General features: G+C 59.7%; 17 protein-coding genes. 5 read left to right on the top strand and 12 right to left on the bottom strand.

Annotation, left to right across the window (positions count from 1 at the left end; genetic code table 11):
* Positions 1 to 92: 92 nt before the first annotated feature.
* The 8 genes from PMI25_RS09445 to PMI25_RS09410 form a co-directional block, all read right to left on the bottom strand.
* The gene (locus tag PMI25_RS09445) at positions 93 to 827 is read right to left on the bottom strand and encodes an amino acid ABC transporter ATP-binding protein (protein ID WP_007963947.1); all 735 of its coding nucleotides are present in this window, start codon (positions 825 to 827) and stop codon (positions 93 to 95) included.
* Entirely contained in the window at positions 824 to 1,495 is a 672-nt protein-coding gene (locus PMI25_RS09440; RefSeq protein WP_007963949.1) for an amino acid ABC transporter permease, read from the bottom strand. The genes PMI25_RS09445 and PMI25_RS09440 overlap by 4 nt, the downstream gene beginning before the upstream one ends.
* Complete coding sequence (locus PMI25_RS09435) at positions 1,495 to 2,241, bottom strand: amino acid ABC transporter permease (RefSeq protein ID WP_007963952.1); 747 nt, start codon at positions 2,239 to 2,241, stop codon at positions 1,495 to 1,497. The genes PMI25_RS09440 and PMI25_RS09435 overlap by 1 nt, the downstream gene beginning before the upstream one ends.
* 190 nt (positions 2,242 to 2,431) lie before the next feature.
* Complete coding sequence (locus PMI25_RS09430) at positions 2,432 to 3,358, bottom strand: glutamate/aspartate ABC transporter substrate-binding protein (RefSeq protein ID WP_007963953.1); 927 nt, start codon at positions 3,356 to 3,358, stop codon at positions 2,432 to 2,434.
* Between the two features lie 434 nt (positions 3,359 to 3,792).
* Positions 3,793 to 5,328: a glycerol-3-phosphate dehydrogenase gene (glpD, locus tag PMI25_RS09425; protein WP_007963956.1), complete on the bottom strand. Its 1,536-nt coding sequence runs from the start codon at positions 5,326 to 5,328 to the stop codon at positions 3,793 to 3,795.
* Positions 5,329 to 5,656: 328 nt separating this feature from the next.
* Positions 5,657 to 6,412 carry a DeoR/GlpR family transcriptional regulator gene (locus tag PMI25_RS09420; protein ID WP_007963957.1) on the bottom strand — a complete coding sequence of 252 codons (756 nt, stop codon included), beginning with the start codon at positions 6,410 to 6,412 and terminating at the stop codon, positions 5,657 to 5,659.
* A 95-nt stretch (positions 6,413 to 6,507) separates the two neighbouring features.
* A complete protein-coding gene (gene glpK / locus PMI25_RS09415; protein WP_007963959.1) occupies positions 6,508 to 8,010 on the bottom strand; it encodes a glycerol kinase GlpK in 1,503 nt (500 codons plus the stop codon).
* Between the two features lie 78 nt (positions 8,011 to 8,088).
* Positions 8,089 to 8,940, bottom strand: coding sequence for an MIP/aquaporin family protein (locus PMI25_RS09410; RefSeq protein WP_007963961.1), 852 nt, complete (start codon positions 8,938 to 8,940; stop codon positions 8,089 to 8,091).
* A gap of 363 nt (positions 8,941 to 9,303) precedes the next feature.
* Between PMI25_RS09410 and ybaK the strand changes: the two genes are divergently transcribed.
* Positions 9,304 to 9,774: a Cys-tRNA(Pro) deacylase gene (ybaK, locus tag PMI25_RS09405; RefSeq protein WP_007963963.1), complete on the top strand. Its 471-nt coding sequence runs from the start codon at positions 9,304 to 9,306 to the stop codon at positions 9,772 to 9,774.
* A gap of 95 nt (positions 9,775 to 9,869) precedes the next feature.
* A complete protein-coding gene (locus PMI25_RS09400; RefSeq protein ID WP_007963965.1) occupies positions 9,870 to 10,652 on the top strand; it encodes a PhzF family phenazine biosynthesis protein in 783 nt (260 codons plus the stop codon).
* 187 nt (positions 10,653 to 10,839) lie between these two features.
* On the opposite strand, the gene PMI25_RS09395 is transcribed toward PMI25_RS09400, so the two are convergent.
* Positions 10,840 to 11,949, bottom strand: a complete 1,110-nt coding sequence (locus PMI25_RS09395; protein WP_007963967.1) for an ABC transporter ATP-binding protein — start codon at positions 11,947 to 11,949, stop codon at positions 10,840 to 10,842.
* Positions 11,946 to 12,866: an ornithine carbamoyltransferase gene (gene argF / locus PMI25_RS09390; protein ID WP_045122022.1), complete on the bottom strand. Its 921-nt coding sequence runs from the start codon at positions 12,864 to 12,866 to the stop codon at positions 11,946 to 11,948. The genes PMI25_RS09395 and argF overlap by 4 nt, the downstream gene beginning before the upstream one ends.
* Positions 12,867 to 13,270: 404 nt before the next feature.
* On the opposite strand from argF, the gene PMI25_RS09385 reads away from it, so the two are divergent.
* The 3 genes from PMI25_RS09385 (at position 13,271) to grxD (ending at position 16,235) form a co-directional block, all read left to right on the top strand.
* The gene (locus PMI25_RS09385; RefSeq protein WP_007963969.1) at positions 13,271 to 13,561 is read left to right on the top strand and encodes a hypothetical protein; all 291 of its coding nucleotides are present in this window, start codon (positions 13,271 to 13,273) and stop codon (positions 13,559 to 13,561) included.
* 129 nt (positions 13,562 to 13,690) lie between these two features.
* Positions 13,691 to 15,796 (top strand): molybdopterin oxidoreductase family protein, encoded by a 2,106-nt coding sequence (locus PMI25_RS09380; RefSeq protein ID WP_007963970.1) that lies wholly within the window; start codon positions 13,691 to 13,693, stop codon positions 15,794 to 15,796.
* Positions 15,797 to 15,893: 97 nt separating this feature from the next.
* Positions 15,894 to 16,235: a Grx4 family monothiol glutaredoxin gene (gene grxD / locus PMI25_RS09375; protein WP_003227729.1), complete on the top strand. Its 342-nt coding sequence runs from the start codon at positions 15,894 to 15,896 to the stop codon at positions 16,233 to 16,235.
* Positions 16,236 to 16,419: 184 nt separating this feature from the next.
* Here grxD and bfr read toward each other — a convergent pair whose 3' ends face one another.
* The gene (bfr, locus tag PMI25_RS09370) at positions 16,420 to 16,893 is read right to left on the bottom strand and encodes a bacterioferritin (RefSeq protein WP_007963971.1); all 474 of its coding nucleotides are present in this window, start codon (positions 16,891 to 16,893) and stop codon (positions 16,420 to 16,422) included.
* A 201-nt stretch (positions 16,894 to 17,094) separates the two neighbouring features.
* On the bottom strand, positions 17,095 to 17,313 hold the full coding sequence (locus PMI25_RS09365) for a bacterioferritin-associated ferredoxin (protein WP_003227725.1): 219 nt from the start codon (positions 17,311 to 17,313) through the stop codon (positions 17,095 to 17,097).
* Between the last annotated feature and the right edge of the window lie 281 nt (positions 17,314 to 17,594).

The raw sequence follows: 17,594 nt of genomic DNA, 5'->3' as shown, positions 1-17,594 counted from the left end.
GTTTCAGATAGATCGCATTGGCAGGTTTTGGGGCCGCTGCGCGACCCAGCGGGAGCAAGCTCCCTCGCCACAAGGGCAAATCGGTGTTGCTTTTAGTGCTGCAGGATTTTCTCGAGGAAATGCTGCGCGCGTTCGGAGCGGGCGCTGATGTCGCCGAAGAATTCCTCTTTCGGGCAGTCTTCGATGATCTTGCCGGCGTCCATGAAGATCACGCGGTCAGCCACTTTGCGCGCGAAACCCATTTCGTGGGTCACGCACATCATGGTCATGCCTTCGTGGGCCAGTTGCACCATCACGTCGAGCACTTCGTTGACCATTTCCGGATCGAGCGCCGAGGTCGGTTCGTCGAACAGCATGACGATCGGGTCCATCGCCAGCGCACGGGCAATCGCCACACGCTGCTGCTGACCGCCGGACAGTTGCCCCGGGTGCTTGTGGGCATGCGCCGACAAGCCGACGCGCTCGAGCAGTTGCAGACCTTTTTTGGTCGCTTCTTCCTTGCTGCGGCCCAGCACCTTGATCTGCGCGATGGTCAGGTTTTCGGTGATGGTCAGGTGCGGGAACAGCTCGAAATGCTGGAACACCATGCCGACGCGCGAACGCAGTTTCGGCAGGTTGGTCTTGGAGTCGGCAATCGAGGTGCCGTCGACGACGATGTCGCCTTTCTGGAACGGCTCCAGCGCGTTGACGCACTTGATCAGGGTCGACTTGCCCGAACCCGACGGGCCGCAGACCACGATCACTTCGCCTTTCTTGACCTCGGTGCTGCAATCAGTCAGCACCTGGAAGTCGCCATACCACTTGTTGATGTTCTTGATGGAGATCATACGGCAAACCTTTTTTGCAGACGCTTGACCAGCAGCGAGGCGGAAAAGCTGATGATGAAGTAGACGACACCGGCAAAGATCAGGAACTCGTTGGAACGACCGATGATGTCGCCGCTGGAACGGGCGGAGTTGAGGAAGTCCACCAGGCCCACGGTGTAGACCAGCGAGGTGTCCTGGAACAGGATGATCGACTGTTGCAGCAGCAACGGGGTCATCTTGCGGAACGCCTGGGGCAGGATGATCAGACGCATGGTCTGGCCATAGGTCATGCCCATCGCTTGCGCTGCGGCCATCTGGCCTTTGGGGATCGACTGCACGCCGGCCCGGACGATCTCGCAGAAGTACGCGGCTTCGAACATCATGAAGGCCACGACACAGGAGGTAAACGCGCCGATCGGGGTGTCTTCGCCGGTGATCCAGCGCAGCACGAACGGCACCGCCAGGTAGAACCAGGTGATCACCAGCAGCAGGGGGATCGAGCGGAAGTAGTTCACGTAGGCGCCGGCGACCCGCGACAGCAGTTTGCTCGACGACAGGCGCATCAGCGCGAGGATGGTCCCCAGCACGATGCCGCCGATCACGCCCATGACCATCAGCTGCAGGGTCATGACCATGCCGTTCCACAGGCCCGGAATCGCGGGGATGATGCCGCTGAAATCGAAGTCCATTATTTACCCCCCACGGAGATCAGGCCGGGCACTGCGACTTTCTTCTCGACCATGCGCATCAGCAACATCAGGCTCATGTTCAGGGTGAAGTAGATCAGCGTGGCCAGGGTGAAGGCTTCAAACAGGTTGGCCGAGAACTCGGCGGTCTGCTTGGTTTGCGCCAGCAGTTCCATCAGGCCGATCAAGGACGCCACGGAGGAGTTCTTGAAGACGTTGAGGAATTCCGAGGTCAGCGGCGGAATGATGATGCGGTAGGCCTGGGGCAGCAGCACGTTCCAGTAGATCTGCGGCAGCTTGAAGCCCATGGCGCGGGCGGCGGATTCCTGACCACGCGGCAGCGCCTGGATACCGGTGCGCACTTGCTCGCAGACCCGGGCGGCGGTGAACAGGCCCAGGCACACGACAACGCTCAGGTAGGCCGAGGTGGTCGGGTTCAGATCCTGTTTGTACCAGTCCTGCAGGTTCTGCGGCAGCAGGTCGGGCACCAGGAAGTACCAGATGAACAGCTGCACCAGCAGCGGCACGTTGCGAAACAGTTCGACGTAGCAGGTCGCGATGCCCGATACGAGGCGGTTTGGCACGGTGCGCATGACCCCCAGAATGGAGCCCAGCAGCAAGGCGATGATCCATGCCACGACAGCGATGGCAATGGTCCAGCCCAGGCCGGCGATGTACCAGTCGAGATAAGTCTCGCTGCCCACGCCGGTGGACTTGAAGAACACGCCCCAGTCCCAGTTGTAATTCATTAGGGTCTCCCCTCGAGATCGATCGATGTACAAGCACCCGCTTGGGGAAAATCCTTTCCCGTCCGACGTTGAACGCCGGGCACACGCGATCGGCTCGAAAACCGCCAGGTCGAGTGTTCCACTGTAAAACCAGCAGGTAACAGACGCCTGAGGGAGGGTGGCTCCCTCAGGAGATAAGGTTAGTCAGGAATCAGATTTTTACGTCAGGCGCCGGCTTGTCGCTCGGGTTGGCAATCAGTTCCTTGACCTTGTCGCTCATCGGGAAGTTGAGGTTCAGGTCTTTTGGTGGAATCTTGCTTTCGAACCACTTGCTGTAGATCTTGTTGATCTCGCCGGACTTGAACAGGCCAACGATGGCGTCATCCACAGCCTTCTTGAAGGCGGGGTCGTCTTTGCGAACCATGCATGCGTAGGCTTCGAACGATTGCGGAGTACCGGTGATGATCCAGTCTTTTGGATTCCTGGCCTTGGCTTCTTCACCGGCCAACAGCGCGTCGTCCATCATGAAGGCAACGGCGCGGCCGCTTTCCAGCATGTTGAAGGACTCACCGTGGTCCTTGGCGGAGATGATGTTCATGCCCATCTGCTTGTCGGCGTTCATCGCTTTGATGATGCGCTCCGACGTGGTGCCGGCGGTGGTCACGACGTTTTTGCCTTTGAGGTCGGCAAAGTCTTTGTAGGACGGGTTGCCTTCCTTGTCTTTCTTGACCAGCAGACGGGTGCCGATTTCGAAGATGTTGACGGTGAAGTCGACCTGTTGGGCGCGTTCGGCGTTGTTAGTGGTGGAACCGCACTCGATATCCGCGGTGCCGTTCTGGATCAGCGGGATACGGGTCTGCGAGGTCACCAGGTTGTATTTGACCTGCAGGTCTGGCTTGTTCAGGTCTTTTTTCAGGGCTTCAACGATGGCCAGTTGAATGTCGTGGGAGTAGCCCACTGGCTTGCCGGAAGCATCCGCGATGTAGGAAAACGGGATGGAGCTGTCGCGGTGAGCGAGGGTGATGGTGCCGGAATCGTTGATTTTCTTCAGGGTGCCGGTGAGTTCGGCGGCGAAAACTGGCGTGCTGATCAGAGCGGCCGCAATGGCTGCGCCCAGGATATGGGGAACGATGCGCATCAAATTTTCCTCGAATTGTTTTTTTTATGGAGCCAGTTCGTCGGCCCTTTTGTGCTTCGAATGCCTGACGGCTCCTGAAGTGTTGGCACGGCAGGCATTCGTCGAGAGAGTGTAGAGCATGAGTCGTGCCAGAGCAGTCGATAGTGGCTAATGGCTTGATTTATAAGGTGATTAAAGTTTTATGTCGGTGTTTTTGGCAGTCACTGATCCGGTTATCCGAATCGACCGACAGGTCGCGTTCGGAAATCCGAACGCTGTTGTGGCGAGGGAGCTTGCTCCCGCTGGACTGCGCAGCAGGCCCGCTTTTATGAAAGGGCCGCTACGCGACCCAGCGGGAGCAAGCTCCCTCGCCACAGGTTCAGTGTCCGGCGCGGATAAACAAAAAAGCCCCCTGAATCTCTCAATTCAGGGGCTTCGTTTAAGCGATGTTCAAATCACGCCGCTTCAATCTTGCGGTTCTGCTCGACCTTGCCCAGATACGCCGCCAGTTTCTCCTGCTCGGCCGGGGTGGTGAACAGGCCCAGTTTGCTGCGACGCCACAGGATGTCGTGCGCTGTGGTGGCCCATTCTTCGCTGCACAGGTAATCGACTTCACGGGTGTAAAGCCCGCCGCCAAGGTGTTCGCCCATGTCGTTCAGGGACTCGACGCCCTCGAGCATGCGCCAGGTGCGGCTGCCGTAGGTGGTGGCCCAGCGGCGGGCGATCTCGGTCGGGACGAAATCGAACTTGTCGCGAATCTGCGCGCTCAAGGCCTGCGGGGTGGTCATGTCTTCGCCGCCGGGCAGGGTCGCGGTGTCGGTCCAGCTCGGGCGCATCTGGGTGAAGTACGGCATCAACTGGGCCATCGCTGACTCGGCGAGTTTGCGGTAGGTGGTCAGCTTGCCGCCGAACACCGACAGCAGCGGCGCTTCTTCGCCGCCACCGGACAAGGCCAGGGTGTAATCGCGGGTCACGGCGGACGGGTTGTCGGACTCGTCATTGCACAGCGGACGGACGCCCGAGTAGCTGTGCTGGATGTCGTCGCGGCTGATCTGCTTCTTGAAGTGGGCGTTGACCACTTTGAGCAGGTAATCGGTTTCGCCGTCGGTGATTGCCACTTTCGCCGGGTCGCCGGTGTATTCGCGGTCGGTGGTGCCGATCAGGGTGAAGTGATTCAGGTACGGAATGGTGAAGACGATGCGCTGATCTTCGTTTTGCAGGATGTGCGCGTGATCACCTTCGTACAGTTTCGGCACGATGATGTGGCTGCCCTGAATCAGGCGGATGCCGTACGGCGATTCCATCTTCAGGTCGTCACGGATGAACTTGGCGACCCACGGGCCGGCGGCGTTCACCAGCGCCTTGGCGGTGATCGAAAACAGGCTGCCATCGGCGCGCTCCAGGCTCAGGTGCCACAGGCCCTTGGTGCGGCGGGCGCTGACGCAACGGGTCTGGGTGTGCACGTGGGCGCCTTTTTCCCGGGCGGCCATGGCGTTCAGCACTACGAGGCGGGCGTCATCGACCCAGCAATCGGAGTATTCGAAGCCTTTGGTGATTTCGCTTTTCAGCGCGCTGTCGGCGCCGAATTTCAGGCTTTTCGAACCTGGCAGCTTTTCGCGCTTGCCGAGGTTGTCATAGAGGAACAGGCCGGCGCGAATCATCCACGCCGGACGCAGGTGCGGACGGTGCGGCAGCACGAAACGCATCGGCTTGACGATGTGCGGCGCCTTGGCCAGCAGCACTTCGCGCTCGGCCAGTGCTTCACGCACCAGACGGAATTCGTAATGTTCGAGGTAGCGCAGGCCACCGTGGATCAGCTTGCTGCTGGCCGACGAGGTGTGGCTGGCCAGGTCGTCCTTTTCGCAAAGGAACACCGAAAGACCGCGACCGGCGGCATCCGCTGCGATCCCCACGCCATTGATCCCGCCGCCAATCACGGCAACATCGTAGATCTCGGAGATAGGGGGCGTACGCAAGGTAGAGGTGGACATCGGCTGGCCTCGGGCTCTTTTGATTTTCTGTCTTGGAAATCGAACATAAATGTTCATTTGCGAAAATGGTAGCCCATAAAGCCGCGCACAGCCAGTCGCCTTCGATTGAAAAAACTCATCGAAGGGCGGCCAAAAGAAAATTTTCGAACATTATTGAGGCGCAGATGATCTTTGTGGCGAGGGAGCTTGCTCCCGCTCGGCGGCGGAGCCGTCGTACATCCGATGCGCAGGAAGTGGCTGGAGGCACTGGATTATATGGTTTTGGGGCCGCTTCGCAGCCCAGCGGGAGCAAGCTCCCTCGCCACAGGGGAGCTGCGCCAAGTGGGGGTTAAACGACTTCCAGACGAATCTTGTGCTGGCTCAGCAACTGCGCCAGCGCCGGCACCGGCTGCTGATCGGTCACCAGGCAATCGATCAGGCTGATCGGACCGAGGCGGATCATCGCGTTACGCCCGAACTTGCTGGAGTCCGCCGCCAGGATCACCTGCCGCGCATTGGCGATGATCGCTTGGGAAACCCGCACTTCCTGATAATCGAAATCGAGCAGGCTACCGTCTTCGTCAATGCCGCTGATACCCACCAGCGCGAAATCGACCTTGAACTGGTTGATGAAGTCCACGCTCGCCTGACCGACCACGCCACCGTCACGGCGCACGTTGCCGCCAGTCAGCAGCACATCGAAGTCATCCTTGGCGCTGAGCATCGAGGCGACGTTCAGGTTGTTGGTGATGATTTTCAGGTGACTATGGTTGAGCAGGGCGCGGGCGATCGATTCGGTGGTGGTGCCGATGTTGATGAACAGCGAGGCGTGATCGGGGATCTGCGCGGCAATGGCTTCGCCGATGCGTTGTTTTTCGTCGCGCATCTGGTCGGCGCGCATCGCGTAGGCGGTGTTTTCGACGCTGGAATCATAGGCCGCGCCGCCATGGTAGCGACGCAACAGATTGGCTTCCGCGAGCTGATTGATATCGCGGCGGATGGTCTGCGGGGTAACAACGAACAGCGTCGCCATTTCCTCGATGCTCACATAGCCGCGTTCGCGGACCAGCTCGAGGATTTGCTGCTGACGGGGAGGCAGATTCATGGGGCTTCCTTTGGGCTGCCGTGCAAAATTTGCCCATGATGCCGCAGGAATCCGCTCCCGACCAGTTACATACGGATACGAGTACTCAGGTTGGCTTATTCAGCGTCCTCACGTTCCCAGTCACGGGTGCGGCTGACGGCTTTTTTCCAGCCTTTGTAGAGTTTCTCTTTCGCCGCTTCGTCCAGGCTCGGTTCGAATTCGCGTTCGATCACAGCCTTGCCGCGCAGTTCTTCCAGGCTGCCCCAGAAGCCGCACGCCAGACCGGCCAGATACGCCGCACCGAGAGCCGTGGTTTCGCGCATTTGCGGGCGCTCGACCTGAGTGCCGAGGATGTCGGCCTGGAATTGCATCAGGAAGTTGTTGGCGACCGCGCCGCCGTCCACGCGCAGGGCCTTGAGGCGTTCGCCGGAGTCCTGTTGCATGGCGTCGAGTACGTCGCGGGTCTGGTAGGCAATCGACTCCAGTGCGGCGCGGATGATGTGATCCACGCGCACGCCGCGGGTCAGGCCGAACAGTGCGCCACGGGCATACGGGTCCCAGTACGGAGCGCCCAGGCCGGTAAAGGCCGGTACGAGATACACGCCGTTGCTGTCCTTCACTTTATTGGCGAAGTATTCGGTGTCGTGAGCGTCGTTGACGATCTTCAGTTCATCACGCAGCCACTGCACGGTCGAGCCACCGTTGAACACCGCGCCTTCCAGGGCGTAAGCCACTTCGCCACGCGGGCCGCAAGCGATGGTGGTGAGCATGCCGTGCTGGGATTTCACCGCTTTGTCGCCGGTGTTCATCAACAGGAAGCAGCCGGTGCCGTAGGTGTTTTTCGCCTGGCCCGGTTCGACGCACATCTGGCCGAACAGCGCCGCCTGCTGGTCGCCGGCGATACCGCCGATGGCGATGCCGCTCTTGGTGCGACCGTAGATTTCCGACGACGCTTTGACTTCCGGAAGCATCTCGCGCGGGATGTCGAGGATTTCCAGCATCTTCGAATCCCATTCCAGCGAATGGATGTTGAAGAGCATGGTGCGCGAGGCGTTGGTGTAGTCGGTGACGTGCACCTTGCCGCCGGTGAATTTCCAGATCAGCCAGCTATCGACGGTGCCGAACAGCAGTTCGCCGTTGCGCGCACGCGCGCGGCTGCCTTCGACGTTGTCGAGGATCCACTTCAGCTTGGTGCCGGAGAAGTACGGGTCGGTGACCAGGCCGGTGTTGTCACGGATGTAGTCTTCGTGGCCATCGCGCTTGAGCTGCTGGCAGATCTCGGTGCTGCGGCGGCACTGCCAGACGATGGCGTTGTACACCGGGCGACCGGTGGTCTTGTCCCAGACCACGGTGGTTTCACGCTGGTTGGTGATGCCGATGGCGGCAACCTGATCGTGATGCAGGCCAGCCTGGGCCAGCGCTTCAACCATCACCGCGCTCTGGGTGGCGAAGATTTCCATCGGATCGTGTTCGACCCAACCGGCCTGTGGGTAATGCTGGGCGAATTCGCGCTGGGCGGTGCAGACCACGTTTGCGTCGCGGTCGAAAATGATCGCGCGGGAGCTGGTCGTACCCTGATCAAGGGCAATGATGTAGTTCTTATTCTGAATGTCGGTCATGTCGATTGCCTTGGACGAAATAAGGGAGAGTGGGCCGTGGCGCAGGCTCGAAATGGGCAGGACCCCGCGCCGACTGTTTCAAGAAGTTCTTGGTTTGCCGTCAATGGCCGGTTCTGCATCCTTTGTAGCAGGTGTGGCGCCGGTCAGGTGACGGGCGATGAGCCCGCGATACCCGGCAGCGCCGAGGCAGGCACCGACAATCGGTGCAAAAATCGGAATCAGGAAGTACGGAATATCGCGGCCGCCAGTGAAGGAAATTTCACCCCAGCCGGCGAAGAAAGTCATCAGTTTCGGACCGAAGTCACGCGCCGGGTTCATCGCAAAACCGGTCAGCGGGCCCATCGAGCTGCCGATCACGGCAATCAGCAAACCGATCAGCAGCGGGGCCATCGGGCCTTTCGGCAGACCGTTGTTGTCGTCGGTCAGGGCCATGATCACACCCATCAGGATCGCGGTGATGATCATCTCGACCAGGAACGCCTGGGCGGTGGACAGCACTGGGTTCGGGAAAGTGGAGAACACCGACGCCAGTTCCAGGCTCGCAGTCGAACCACGAACCATTTGGTGAGTTTGTTCGTAATCGAAGAACAGATTGCTGTACAGCGTATAGACCAACAGCGCGCCGCAGAAGGCACCGGCAATCTGCGACAGGATATAGAACGGCAGCTTGCGCTTTTCGAAGTCAGCGAAAATGCTCAGGGCGATACTCACGGCGGGGTTCAGGTGCGCGCCGGAAACCCCGGCGGTCAAGTAGATCGCCATGCTCACGCCGACGCCCCAGATGATGCTGATTTCCCACAAGCCGAAGCTGGCGCCCGCGACCTTGAGCGCGGCGACACAGCCGGTACCGAAAAAGATCAGCAATGCAGTACCCAGAAATTCGGCCAGGCATTGGCCCGATAGCGATGGTTGCGGTAAAGCAGTTGTCATTGAAAACCTCGATTTTTGTTGTTGTCTGGCGCGTTTGCCGTCAGGGCAAGGCGCGATTTTCCCCCGGGGCAGGATCCCCATCCTGTTCCCGGTTTACTGCTGGGTGCTGCGGTGACGATAATTCTTACATTATTCAGATTCGAAAAAATATAGACAAGAAACAAACCTGTCAAAGGTCGAAAGTGAACCATCGGTCACAATTAAACTATCAGCCTGCTGAATGATCCTGCGAATCGCCGCGACGATAGTCCGGCGATTCGCCTGCAGCGCCCGGAAAACGGGGCTTGCGCTAGAGCCTTTTGCGATGTCATGGCCTAGAATCCAGCACAGGATTTTTCTGTTGATACCGAGCCTGGAGCTGCCATGACCCCTGCGTTGGACTTGTTGAAAAAAGTTCGTGCCGAACATCGCGTGCACAGTTACGAACATGACCCCAAGGCCGCGTCCTATGGGCTGGAGGCCGCAGAGAAACTGGCGCTGGAGCCGGCGCAGGTGTTCAAGACGCTGCTCGCAGCCAGCGAAAAAGGTGAATTGCTGGTGGCGGTGGTGCCGGTCGTCGGAAGCCTTGATCTCAAGGGCCTGGCACACGCGGCAGGGGTGAAGAAAGTCGAAATGGCTGACCCGGCCGCGGCACAGCGCTCCACCGGTTATCTGTTGGGCGGCATCAGTCCGCTGGGGCAGAAGAAGCGTCTGCGCACCTTCATCGATAGTTCGGCTCAGGGCTTTGCGACTATTTATGTCAGTGCCGGCCGACGTGGCCTGGAAGTCGAACTGGCGCCTGCGGTGCTGGCCGAACACACTCAGGCCAGATTCGCCGACATCGGTCGCGCGTAACACTCATTTCTGTATGAGGAAAATTGGCCGGTTCTGTCACTGGCGCTGAGCCGATCCGGGCGGCATGCTTCGCCGACTGACTCAGGGAGAACGTTATGCAGCTCGAGTTTTATCAGGTGGACGCGTTCAGTGACCGGCCGTTCAGTGGCAACCCGGCCATGGTGTATCGGCTCGACGCATGGCTCGCGGATGAGCTGATGCAGAAGATCGCCGCCGAACACAATCTGGCAGAAACCGCGTTTGTGGTGCGCGAAGGCGCGGCGTGGCACATCCGCTGGTTCACCCCGACCACCGAGGTGCCGTTGTGTGGGCACGCCACACTGGCCAGTGCCTATGTATTGTTCGAGATCTACAAGGAAAATGCCGAGCGGCTGGACTTCACCTGCAAGTCCGGGCCGTTGAGTGTCAGCCGCGAGGGTGATCGTCTGTGGCTGGACTTCCCGTCGATTGTGCCGTCAGAGATTGGCGTGACGCTGGATGTCGAGCGTGCGCTAGGTGTCGAGGCTGTAGATGTGCTCGGTTCCAACGAATTGTTTGTGGTGCTGGAGTCGGAGCAGGCAGTGCTCGACTGCACGCCGGACATGGTTGCACTGGCGAAACTGCCATGGCTCGGCGCCATTGTGACCGCGCGCGGCAATCAGCACGATTTCGTCTCGCGCTACTTCGCCCCGGCGATCGGCATCAACGAAGATCCGGTCACTGGATCGACGCATTGCAGCCTGATTCCGTATTGGTCGAAACGTCTGGGCAAATCCAGTCTGACCGCGTGCCAGCGCTCGGCGCGGGGCGGGGAGTTGTTCTGTCGGCTGGAGGGGGAGCGGGTCAAGATTGGCGGGAATGCGACGCTGGTGGCCAGCGGCACGCTTATTCTCGGTTAACGCAAAAATTTGTTGGAGTGAGCCTTTGTAGTGAGGGGATTTATCCCCGATGGGCTAAGCAGCAGCCCCAAACCATTACTTGCACAGTGCCAGGCACTCCGCGGTGCAGGCTAAAGGGCCGCTTCGCGCCCCATCGGGGATAAATCCCCTCACCACAAAAAACTCCACACTCCGATGTTCTGTTTGATCAGAGGGCGGTGCTGTAGCGGCGGACGCCGTTTTCCACCGCCGGGATTTGTGCGGCGGTGCTGCCGGAGGCCTGGAACAGAACCAGATGTTCGGCGGCAACACGAATGCCTACCTCCGCGCCCACCTGATGGTCGGCATGGCTCGGAAAAATCGACTCCAGCTGTGCGCCCGTCGGCAGTTGCAGGCGATACAGGGTCGAGGCGCCAAGGAACGTCTTGCCAACGATCCGCGCTTTCAACCCGCTGTCCGGCGCATAAACGATGTCATCCGGACGCAACAGTACATCCACCGCACCACCCACCGGCCAAGTGTAGGCGCGGTTGCCGCGCAGTTCACCGAGTTCGGTCTGCACCGATTCCGGGCTGCCGAGCTGGCCGCGGATGAAATAACCCTGACCGATGAAGCTGGCGACAAACGGCGTGGCCGGCTCGTGGTAGAGGTTGTACGGCGTATCCCACTGCTCCAGGCGACCTTCCTTGAATACACCAACATGATCGCTGACGGCGAAGGCTTCTTCCTGATCGTGGGTCACCAGAATCGCACTGGTGCCGCGGGCCTTGAGGATGTCGCGCACTTCGTGGCTGAGCTTGCGGCGCAGTTCGCCATCGAGGTTGGAGAACGGTTCGTCGAGCAGCAGCAACTGCGGTTCCGGCGCCAGAGCGCGGGCGAGGGCGACACGCTGTTGCTGGCCGCCGGAGAGTTCGTGCGGGAAACGCTTGCCGAGATTCTTCAGGTTGACCAGTTCCAGCAGCTCTTCGGTGACGCGCTCCTTGTTCGGGTGCTTGCGGATGCCGAAGGCGATGTTGTCCGCGACGCTCAGGTGCGGGAACAGCGCGTAGTCCTGAAACACCATGCCGATCCGGCGTTTCTCCGGCGCCAGGGTGAAACCGGCGCTGGAGATGGTCTCGCCGCCGAGGGTGATTTCGCCTTCATGCACCGGTTCGAAACCGGCGATGGCGCGCAGGGTGGTGGTCTTGCCGCAGCCGGACGAGCCGAGCAGGCAGCCGATGTCACCGGCGTTGAGGTGCAGATTGAGGTTCTGCACCACACGTTGATCTTGATAGCCGCAAGCAAGGTTGCGCAGGTTCAGCAGTAATTCATGGCTCATGCGTGGTGATATGCCGGTTCGACGAGGAACTCGAGCAGGGCCTTCTGTGCGTGGAGACGGTTTTCTGCCTGATCCCAGGCGACGGAGCGCGGGTCATCGAGCAGGTCGAGGCTGATTTCTTCGCCGCGGTGCGCCGGCAGGCAATGCATGAACAGCACATCTTCGGCCGCCAGATCGAGCAGGGCGCGGTTCACCTGAAACGGAGCGAACAACTTCAGGCGCTTGGCAGTTTCCTCTTCCTGACCCATCGAAGTCCAGACATCGGTGCTCACCAGATGCGCGCCGCGCACGGCGTCTTGCGGATCGCGGACGATGGTCACGCGATCGCCTGCACGTGCGACGAATTCAGGGTTGGGCTCATAGCCTTGCGGGCAGGCAACGCGCAACTGGAAGTCGAACTGGATTGCCGCTTCTATATAGCTGTTGCACATGTTGTTGCCGTCGCCGATCCACGCCACGGTCTTGCCCTGGATCGAGCCGCGGTGTTCGAGGAAGGTCTGCATGTCGGCCAGCAACTGGCACGGGTGCAGGTCATCGGACAGGCCGTTGATCACCGGCACGCGCGAGTTGGCGGCGAATTCGGTCAGGGTGCTGTGAGCAAAGGTACGGATCATCACCGCGTCGAGCATGCTCGACATGACGATGGCGCAGTCACCGATCGGCTCGCCACGGCCCAGCTGGGTGTCACGTGGCGAGAGGAAGATCGCCTGGCCACCGAGCTGGATCATGCCGGCCTCGAAGGAGATCCGGGTACGGGTCGAGGATTTCTCGAAGATCATCCCCAGGACGCGGTTTTTCAGCGGCTCGAACAGTACGCCGCGGTTACGCAGGTCCTTGAGCTCAACGCCTCGACGGATCACGCTGACCAGCTCTTCGGGCGTGCAACCCATCAGGGAGAGAAAGTGCCTTGCGCTCATCATTGACTACCTTTTTGCTACAGACCGCAGATGCTCAAAGCCTTGTTTAACGGAACAACGGGCGAGACCTGCGGCGTAAGCCGCACGGGGCGACGAAATAGGGGGAGGCGCGATATTGACACTAAATGTCGCGTTTTTCCAATAGGCTGCGGTTTTTGCAGAAATGCGCCGGGGGAAAACAGGGCGAACACTGTGATTTCCGGTCAGTTTTCGAGAGGCCAGCGAGGCATTTGTACACTGGCCCCATCGGGCTTGGCAATCAGGCGCGGCGGGGATGGCACAGCTCTGGTCGGTTTGTGACCCGAGAGCCACCGGTTCGCTTGGTCGGATGCGCAGGTTGAAACATTTGCTAAAGCAAAGTGCTGGGTTATAAATAAATCACGAGCGACGCAGGAAGCCTCCGCATGGAATCGAAAGAAAAACTGTTAATGGAACTGCTGGGCCACACGGCACGCTCATTGACCCACCTCACCGCCTCGATGACCTCGATGTCCTTCGAACTGCTGCGCAGTGAAGATGACGTGGTCAAGGCTGCCAGTCGGCAGATGATCGACCGCATGGCGACCATCAGCGCCGGGCTCGACGAGCACTGGCGACTGATCGGCGAACTCACCGGCGTCCACGTCGCCCACGAGCAGATCGAGACCATCCAGGAAATCCAGCTGGCCGCGCCGCCCCAGCTTCCGGCGAACTGACGCGTCTATCGGCCGGCCTGATGGCCGCCGATTCACAAGACGAACGTCGCTGGCGCTGCACCGGGTCGCGGGCCATAGTTTTGTTCCCGCAGGCGTGATTGCCTGCCCAGAACAAGACAGAGACTGGCCATGACCAAGACTCTCCATCACCGTGCCTGCCACCTGTGCGAAGCCATCTGCGGTCTGACCCTCGAGACCACTGAAACCGATGGCAATGTCGCGATCACCTCGATCAAGGGTGACGCGCTCGACACGTTCAGTCGTGGGCACATCTGCCCCAAGGCCGTGGCCCTGCAAGACATCCAGAACGATCCCGACCGCCTGCGCCAGCCGATGCGCCGGGTCGGCAGCGAATGGCTGCCGATCGCGTGGGACGAAGCCTTCGCGCTGGTGGCCGAACGTCTGGCGGCGATTCAGCAGCGTCACGGGCAGAACGCGGTGGCGGTCTATCAGGGCAACCCGAGCGTGCACAACTACGGGCTGATGACCCACAGCAATTATTTCCTCGGCCTGCTGAAGACGCGCAACCGCTTCTCGGCGACTTCGGTCGATCAGTTGCCGCATCACCTGAGCAGTTACCTGATGTACGGCCACGGCTTGCTGTTGCCGATTCCGGACATCGATCACACCGATTTCATGCTGATCCTCGGCGGTAATCCGCTGGCGTCGAACGGCAGCATCATGACCGTGCCGGATGTCGAGAAGCGTCTGAAGGCGATTCAGGCGCGCGGCGGCAAAGTGGTGGTGGTCGACCCGCGGCGCAGCGAAACCGCAGCCATCGCCGATCAGCACCTGTTCGTGCGTCCCGGTGGCGATGCGGCGTTGTTGTTCGGGGTGCTCAACACTTTGTTCAGCGAAGGCCTGACCCGTGACAGTCACTTGCCGGTTGATGGTCTCGATGAAGTGCGCGCAGCTGTCGCCGCGTTCACTGCCGAAGCCATGAGCCCGCTGTGCGCCGTTCCCGCTGAACAGATCCGCCAACTGGCCCGGGACTTCGCCGCCGCGCCGAGTGCGGTCTGCTACGGACGCATGGGCGTTTCCACTCAGGCCTTCGGCACGCTGTGCCATTGGGTGGTGCAGTTGATCAATCTGGTGACTGGCAATCTCGATCGCGTCGGCGGTGCCTTGTGCACCGAGCCGGCGGTGGATCTGGTGGCATCGACCTCCGGCGGGCACTTCAACAAGTGGCAGAGTCGGGTGTCCGGACGGCCCGAGTACGGCGGCGAACTGCCGGTGTCGGCGCTGGCTGAAGAGATGCTCACCGAAGGTGAAGGGCAGATTCGCGCGCTGATCACCGTCGCCGGCAACCCGGTATTGTCGACGCCAAACGGCCGGCAACTGGAGCAGGCGCTGGATGGCCTGGAATTCATGGTCAGCGTCGACCTGTACATCAACGAAACCACGCGCTACGCCGACCTGATCCTGCCATCGACCTCGGCGCTGGAGAACGATCACTACGACACCACGTTCAACCTGTTCGCGGTGCGCAACGTCACTCGCTTCAACCGGGCGATTCTCGCCAAACCCGAGGGCGCGTTGCACGACTGGGAGATCTTTGTCGGCCTGGCCAAGGCCTTTGCCGAGAAGACCGGCAAGGAACTGAAACCGACCATGCCGCCGGCGAAGATGATCGACATGGGCCTGCGCATGGGACTGTACGGAGACGCGTCCGAGCAAAAGCTGTCATTGGCGACGTTGTTCGATCATCCACACGGGATTGATCTTGGGGCGTTGAAACCGAATCTTGCAGCTCGCCTCAAAACGCCAAATCAACGGGTGCAGGCTGCGCCGCCGGAAATTCTTGCTGATCTCGCACGCTTTGCGGCCTTGCAGGCGCCGGCCGCCGATGAACTGCTGATGATTGGTCGTCGGCATGTGCGCAGCAACAATTCGTGGATGCACAATTATCATCGTCTGGTGAAGGGCAAGCCACGGCATCAATTGCTGATGCACCCGGATGACCTCGCCAGCCGTGGGCTCAACGATGGTCAGTTAGTTCGCGTCAGCTCGCGGGTAGGGCAGATCGAGGTCGAGGTGCTCGGCAGTCTGGACATGATGAAAGGCGTGGTTAGCCTGCCGCACGGTTGGGGGCATGCGCGGCCAGGTGTGCAAATGGCAATCGCCAGTGGGCAGCCAGGTTCGAGTGCTAATGATCTGACCGATGAGTGTCAGCTTGATGAACTGTCGGGCAACGCCGCGCTCAATGGCGTGCCGGTGACGGTGGCGGCGGCTTGAGCGTGACCGTCGGGGAGACCGAGCATGGCGCTCGGGATTCCGTTACAATGCGTCACCGTGCCGACCCATGAGTCGGAAAGTTCAGCCGAGGTGCTCCATGGATATCATCGAAACGATTAAAGAGCAGATTGCCAACAACACCATTCTGCTTTACATGAAAGGCTCGCCGAATGCCCCGCAGTGTGGCTTCTCCGCGAAAGCTGCGCAGGCTGTGATGGGCTGTGGCGAGAAGTTCGCCTACGTCGACATCCTGCAGAACCCGGAAATCCGCGCCAACCTGCCGAAGTACGCCAACTGGCCGACTTTCCCGCAACTGTGGGTCGGTGGTGAACTGGTCGGCGGCAGTGACATCATGGCTGAAATGTTCGCCAACGGTGAACTGCAGACCCTGGTCAAGGAAGCATCGGCCAAGGCTGCTGCGGCCAAGTCCGAAGCCTGATCCGGCGTTCACTCGGCACAGGCTTCTGCTACAGGAGCTGTCGAGTGAAACGAGGCTGCGATCTTTTGATCTTCAGCCAATAAAAAGCCCCGCACCTCGTAAGAGGGCGGGGCTTTTTAGTGCGTTGGAAAAGTTAACGCGGGTTACCGGCGCAATCGAAAAAGATCGCAGCCTGCGGCAACTCCTACTCTTCGCCCATCTGCGATTGCAGGTAGTTCTCAAGACCGACTTTATCGATCAGGCCCAGTTGGGTTTCCAGCCAGTCGATATGCTCTTCTTCGGATTCGAGAATGTCTTCGAGCAGTTCACGGCTGCCAAAGTCGCCAACCGATTCGCAATGGGCGATGGCGGCTTTCAGGTCGGCGTGGCCGGTCTTCTCGATCCGCAGGTCGCACTCGAGCATTTCCCGGGTGTGCTCGCCGATGTGCAGCTTGCCCAGATCCTGCACGTTCGGCAGGCCTTCAAGGAACAGGATGCGCTTGATCAGCTTGTCCGCGTGCTTCATCTCGTCGATGGATTCGTGGTACTCGTGCTTGCCCAGCTTGTTCAGGCCCCAATCTTCATACATGCGCGCATGCAGAAAGTACTGATTGATCGCGACCAGTTCATTGGCAAGGATCTTGTTGAGATGCTGGATGACTGTAATGTCGCCTTTCATGATGGGAGTCCTGCCCTGTAATAGCTGTATATAAGGCGGAGTTTGAGCTTGGTATTTATAAGTGTCAAACCTAAGTTATTGAATAATAAATGAAATTAAATCTGAATAAGAATGTTTGTGTTCCGCGTCTAGCGTCTAACCGATTGATTTGCGGGCATAAAAAAACCGGACATAAGTCCGGTTCTTCGAAATGGGGGGCAATTACGCGGCAGTAAATTCTACCGGATAGGGGATTGCGGCCTGAGCGGTTTGCAGCTTGGTCAGGGTTTCGCGCACCACTTCCTTGGCAAGGCAGGCACATTTGCCGCATTGACTGGCGACGCCGGTGGCCTGGCGGACTTCCTTGTAGCTGCAGCAACCTTCATAGATCGCTTCGCGGATCTGTCCGTCGGTGACGCCAGTGCAGAGACAAACATACATAAGTGAGAACCGTCGCTGGTTGTGACTCAATTGCGATGGATCTTAATGTTAACGAGAATGATTGTCAAAGTGCTTTCTGAATGGTTTTCGATCGGAAGGCGGGTCACTGACGAACGGTGATTACTGGCGAATTGCCTGGCCCCGAAAATGCTGCCCGGTTATCCGCTTTGGGTAAAAAACCGTTAAGGACAGGCGAAAAACGCAGTGTATGATGGTCGGCCCTTGCGAAGAGGGTTCGTGTCACAGGGCTGTCGCCTCAGGGTGGCAGGCTGGCCCGGACC

The organism is Pseudomonas sp. GM30, from assembly GCF_000282275.2.
Lineage (GTDB): Bacteria > Pseudomonadota > Gammaproteobacteria > Pseudomonadales > Pseudomonadaceae > Aquipseudomonas.
This window is presented reverse-complemented; position numbering and strand designations above follow the sequence as displayed.